Annotated in this window: 4 protein-coding genes; 3 read left to right on the forward strand and 1 reads right to left on the reverse strand. The window is 62.5% G+C overall.

Annotation, left to right across the window (positions count from 1 at the left end):
- Window positions 1-164: 164 nt before the first annotated feature.
- From EN925_RS23020 to EN925_RS23030, 3 genes are all read left to right on the forward strand, one after another.
- Complete coding sequence (locus tag EN925_RS23020; RefSeq protein ID WP_127369182.1) at window positions 165-1,046, forward strand: hypothetical protein; 882 nt, start codon at window positions 165-167, stop codon at window positions 1,044-1,046.
- A gap of 92 nt (window positions 1,047-1,138) precedes the next feature.
- The gene (locus EN925_RS23025) at window positions 1,139-1,507 is read left to right on the forward strand and encodes a hypothetical protein (protein ID WP_013532752.1); all 369 of its coding nucleotides are present in this window, start codon (window positions 1,139-1,141) and stop codon (window positions 1,505-1,507) included.
- Between the two features lie 180 nt (window positions 1,508-1,687).
- Entirely contained in the window at window positions 1,688-1,903 is a 216-nt protein-coding gene (locus EN925_RS23030; protein WP_082826424.1) for a hypothetical protein, read from the forward strand.
- Window positions 1,904-2,166: 263 nt separating this feature from the next.
- On the opposite strand, the gene EN925_RS23035 is transcribed toward EN925_RS23030, so the two are convergent.
- A partial coding sequence (locus tag EN925_RS23035) for a chromosome segregation SMC family protein (protein ID WP_164894340.1) occupies window positions 2,167-5,022 on the reverse strand: 2,856 nt, incomplete at its 5' end.

Genomic DNA, 5,022 nt, shown 5'->3' on the forward strand with positions numbered 1-5,022 from the left:
AGATTCTAATGAGCGAAATGGTAAAAGCCCATGCGGAGCCCTTTTCAACGCTCCAATCTTTGAACGAGACGCAGAAAGGGATGCGTTGAAAGGCGGTAACCCGAACAGGTTGAACACGATCCTCGCTGTCCAAATTCGGACAAACTCGATCTGGGACACCATCGATGTCAAAGCCGCTTTCAGTCCTTCAACGAGCCACCAAGGCCGACGTTCGATCGGAGCCGTTTCCACACATCATCCTGCGCGACGCCCTTCCCCTCGATCTCTACCAGGAATTGGACGGCACGTTTCCCGCTCCGGAAACGCTCGAAATCGATACACGCCGCAACAACACCAGGTGGGATTATGAGGCCCACCGCGTTCGGTCGAACGAAGCCGTGCCGCAAATATGGCGCGATTTTATCGCCTACCATGTATCGCAAGCATTTTTCGGCGAGGTCGCCGACCTGTTCTACGACGATATTCACAAGCTTTACCCTGATTATTACCCCAATTATGAACGCCTCAAGAATATGAAAGCGGGCATCAGGTTTAGTGACACCTATGCAACGCGCGACATACTGATGGATGCGATGCTCAGCGGGAACACGCCGGTGACCAATGCCGGCTCGGTGCGGACAAGCCACATCGACAATGGCGACAAGCTATTTTCTGGCCTGTTTTATATGAGGCCGGAAGATTATGATGCCGTTGGCGGGGACCTGACAATTAGTCGTTTCCAGTCCAAATACGCCACGCTGAAAGCCAAAGCGACACTCTTCAATGATGCCTATGTCGACGACACCCATTTGGAATGCGTCGAAACAGTTCAATACGACAAGAACATTCTTGTATTGTTCATCAACTCGATTGAATCGGTCCACGGCGTCACAGTCCGCCAACCCACCAACAAATCCCGGCTTTTCGTCAATCTGGTTGGAGAAGTCGAAAAGCCATTCTACATCAAAGGAAAAAAGATACGGCCGCGCTACGTCCCGGCGCATCAAAATCAGGATGAGGCGGAACAGACCTGGCTGAAAAAGCTCAAGCAAAAATTGCGGCTTTAGAAGAACAACGCCGTCGATCCGAGTTTCAGCCTGAACTGCCAATACCGAGCCGGATTCGACTTTCCCGGCGGCTAGGCAAAGATTGGAACAGAATGAGATTTTATCCAGCCGTCGAACGGATCGCCTTTTTCGCCACGCTTGCCGCTGTTCTTGCCCTTGCACTGCTGCCTATACCCCGACTTGAAGAGTACGGGATCGATATCGGTTTCCGTTCCGACAAGCTGAACCACGCCAGCGCCTTTGCCGTCATGACTTTCCTTGGAGGGCTCGGCTGGCCCGATCGAAAAGCAAGACTAATCGTCTTCCTGGCCATGATTGGAGCGGCGATCGAGGTCCTGCAGGGCACGGCGCTGATACGGCGCGATCTGGATGTGTTCGACTGGTTTGCCGATTGCGCCGGCATCGCATGTGGCCTCGTGGCCGTGATCTGTGTGAACTGGATCTTGCGGCGCAGAGGTTGAGCCCGCTCTCAAGCCTTATCTGCACGGCGCCGATAGCCACAGGAGTTCGCCCTCGGCTCCATTGACTCAGCGAAATCGGATTGCAACGATCCGATCCGAGAGTGAGCGATTTTTCTAACTTGGCCGGACAGATATTTTGGGCGCGGCACCCAGGAAGTGCGCCATCAGTATTGAGGGACGATGACGATCAAGATCAGGCTTCCGGGCGGTGTATTGAAGGTCAAGCAACGTTATGAGTTGCGGCGGCGAGAGTACAAGGGCGAAGTCCCGGTCTGGCAGTTTGGCAAATATTTCGTCATCTGGTGGCCCAGTACAATTCCTGATCGCCCCTCCAGGAGCTCGAATACTGATGAGGAACTTGAAATGAATCTTCCATCGTCTGGAGAAAGCACGTAAGCTCTATGCATCATGGCTTTGCGAATCAGATTGCCGGGGGGCACACTGAAGGTGAAGACCTACCGGGAACTGCGTGATCGCGAGCGGGATCACAGGGTGCCTGTGCTGAAACTGGGCTCGCTCTATTTCGTCTGGTCCCCGGCCAAACATCATTCGCACAGGCACAGTCCGCGGCCCTGACATTTTTTGCCGAGCGAGAACCGCTTGCACCCTTTTCCTGAAATTGCTCCGGTGCGGCCCATTCCAGCCAGCGCTGACCTGGGTCAGCTTGCCTCGCGCATGGCCTCGGCCGCCTGCAGGTCGACCGACACCAATTGGCTGACGCCCTGTTCGGCCATGGTGACGCCGAACAGCCGGTTCATGCGCGCCATGGTGATGGGATTGTGGGTGATGATGACGAAGCGCGTCTCGGTGGTGGCGGCCATTTCGTCCATCAGGTTGCAGAAGCGCTCGACATTGTGGTCGTCGAGCGGGGCGTCGACTTCGTCGAGCACGCAGATCGGCGCCGGATTGGTCAGGAACACCGCGAAGATCAGCGACATCGCCGTCAACGCCTGCTCGCCGCCCGACAGCAGCGTCATGGTCTGCGGCTTCTTGCCGGGCGGGCGGGCCAGGATTTCGAGGCCGGCCTCGAGCGGATCGTCGGATTCGATCAGCTGCAATTCCGCCGTGCCGCCGCCGAACAGATGCGAGAACAGCCGCTGGAAATGGCCGTTGACGACATCGAAGGCGGCAAGCAGCCGCTCGCGGCCTTCGCGGTTGAGGCTCTGGATCGCCTGCCTGAGCTTGCGGATCGCCTCGATGATGTCCTCGCGCTCCGACACGATCGCCTCCAGCCGGTCGGAAAGCTCCTTCTGCTCTTCCTCTGCGCGCAGATTGACGGCGCCCAGCCGTTCGCGCTCGATCTTCAGCCGGTCCAGCTGACGCTCGATCTCGGGCATCTCAGGCATCGGGCTGTCAGCCTCCAGACCGGTATGGCGAATAACCAGATGCGGCGGTGTGTTCAGCGTTTCCTGGATGCGCGCCTCGACCTCCAGCCGGCGTTCGTCGGCCGCGGTCAGCCGCTCTTCGGCGCGAACGCGGCTCTCGCGCGCCTCAGCCAGGAACTGGATGGCGCCGGTGGCGGCCTTGTCCAGTTCGGATTGCCGGTTCTCCGCTTCCTGCAGACGGTCGGCCGCCGCCTTGCGCAAGGTTTCGGCCTCGGTGAGCTGCGACAGCAGGGCGCGCCGCTTGGCGTCGATTTCATCGGGCGCATCCGCCAGCCGCTCGCGTTCGGCCTCGGCCTCGGCCTTGCGTTCGCCAAGCGAGGCGATCTGCGTCGAGGCGTTTTCGGCCCGCTCCAGCCAATTGCTGCGTTCGGCGCCAATGGCATCGAGCCGGCGCGCGCGCGCCTCGGCTTCGCGGCGCAGCCCCTCATGCACCGCACGCGCATCGGCAAGCGCGGCGCGGTCGCGGGCGACATTGGCCGAGGACTGTTCGAGCTGCAATTGCAGATCGCCAAGATCGGGCGCGTCCTGCAGCAGCATTTCCGCCTCGGCGAAGGCGGCCGAAATCTCCTCATGGCTGTCGACGATGCGGGCGCGCGCTTCATCGAGTGCTGCGCGCCGGCTCTGCAATTCGCCGCCGGCCCTCTCGGCCTCAGCCAGTGCATTGCGGGCGGCGTCCAGCCGATGCTGTGCGTCACGACCGGCCTGGCGCGTGTTGCGCTCGGCCTCGCTTGCCAGGCGGAGCGCCTGTTCGGCCTCTCCCAGCGCCTCCTCGGCCTGGCGCAGGACGAGCGTCGCCTGTATCGCCTCGGCATCGAGCTCAGCCAGCCGGTTCTTCTGCGCCAGCCGTTGCGCCGCGGCGGTCGGCGCGTCGGCACTGGCGGTAAAGCCGTCCCAGCGCCACAGCGCGCCCTCGCGGCTGACCAGCCGCTGGCCGGGAGCAAGCAGCGGCTGCAACCGGCGGCCATCGCCGGCGGCATCGACGATACCGATCTGCGCCAGGCGGCGGGCGAGCTGTGCCGGCGCGTGGACCACGCTGGCCAGGCTCTTCACGCCTTCCGGCAGAGCCGCGTCGCCGGGTTGGATCGCGCCTTCGCCCCAATGCACCGGCGCGCTGCGGTCGAGCGGCACGTCGAGGTCTTCGCCAAGGGCTGCACCCAGCGCCGTTTCGAAACCGCGATCGACGCTGATCTGCTCCAGCACGGCCGGGAAGAGATCGCCGCTGGCGGCATTGAGGATTTTTGCCAGCGTGCGCGCTTCGGTTTCGATCCTTGCCAGCTCGGCCCTGGCATCCTGAAGCGGTGGCCGGGCAGCGCTTTCGGCAGCGCGGGCATCGATGACCGACTGCTCGGCCTCGGACACGGCAGCCTCGGCCTCCTCCAGCAGCGCCATGGCCTGTTCGACCAGCACCCGCTTCTCGGCCGGATCGGGCAGGCCAGCGACCTTGGAGAGTATCTCCGACAATTCCCGGTCGACATCGGCAAGCTGACGCGCGAAGCGGTCGCGGCGCTCGGCGGTATCGCGCAGCGTCCGTTCGATCTGGTTGCGCGAGGCGGCAGCCTCGGCCCGCTCGGCAGTCAGCGCGGCGAGTTTGGCTTCGCTTTGTGAAAGCGTAGATGCCGCTTGTTCGAAAGCCGCGCGGGTGGTGGCCTCGCGCTCGGCGGCACCAGCATTTTCCGAATTGAGTGCCGCCTCTTCGGCGCGCAGGCGCTCGAGAATGTCCGCGTTGTCGCGGACCATGCGCTCCTCACGCGCGATATCGCCGTCGAGCTGCTGCAGCCGGCGCTCGAGTTCGCTCTGACGGGCGCGGATGCGGCCGGCTTCCTCTTCGATCTGCGACTTGGCGATCGAGAGGCGCTGGAAGGCAGCGGCGGCGGCGGCTTCCGCGTCGCGCAGGTCCGGCAGCCGATGGGCGCCTATGCCTTGCTCCCTGGCGGCGGCCATCTGGGCCGCGGCGCGGTCGCCGACCAGTGCCGTGGCAACCGCCAGCGCCGATCGCGCCTCGCCTTCCTGGGTTTTGGCCAGCGTCCAGCGCAGATGCAACAGCGTTGCTTCGGCCTTGCGGATATCGGCCGACAGGTTCTTGAAGCGGGAGGCCTGGCGCGCCTGGCGCTTCAGGCTTTCGATCTGGCT

Origin of the sequence: Mesorhizobium sp. M7A.F.Ca.US.006.04.2.1, from assembly GCF_004022915.1 — a bacterium.
Taxonomy (GTDB): domain Bacteria; phylum Pseudomonadota; class Alphaproteobacteria; order Rhizobiales; family Rhizobiaceae; genus Mesorhizobium; species Mesorhizobium ciceri.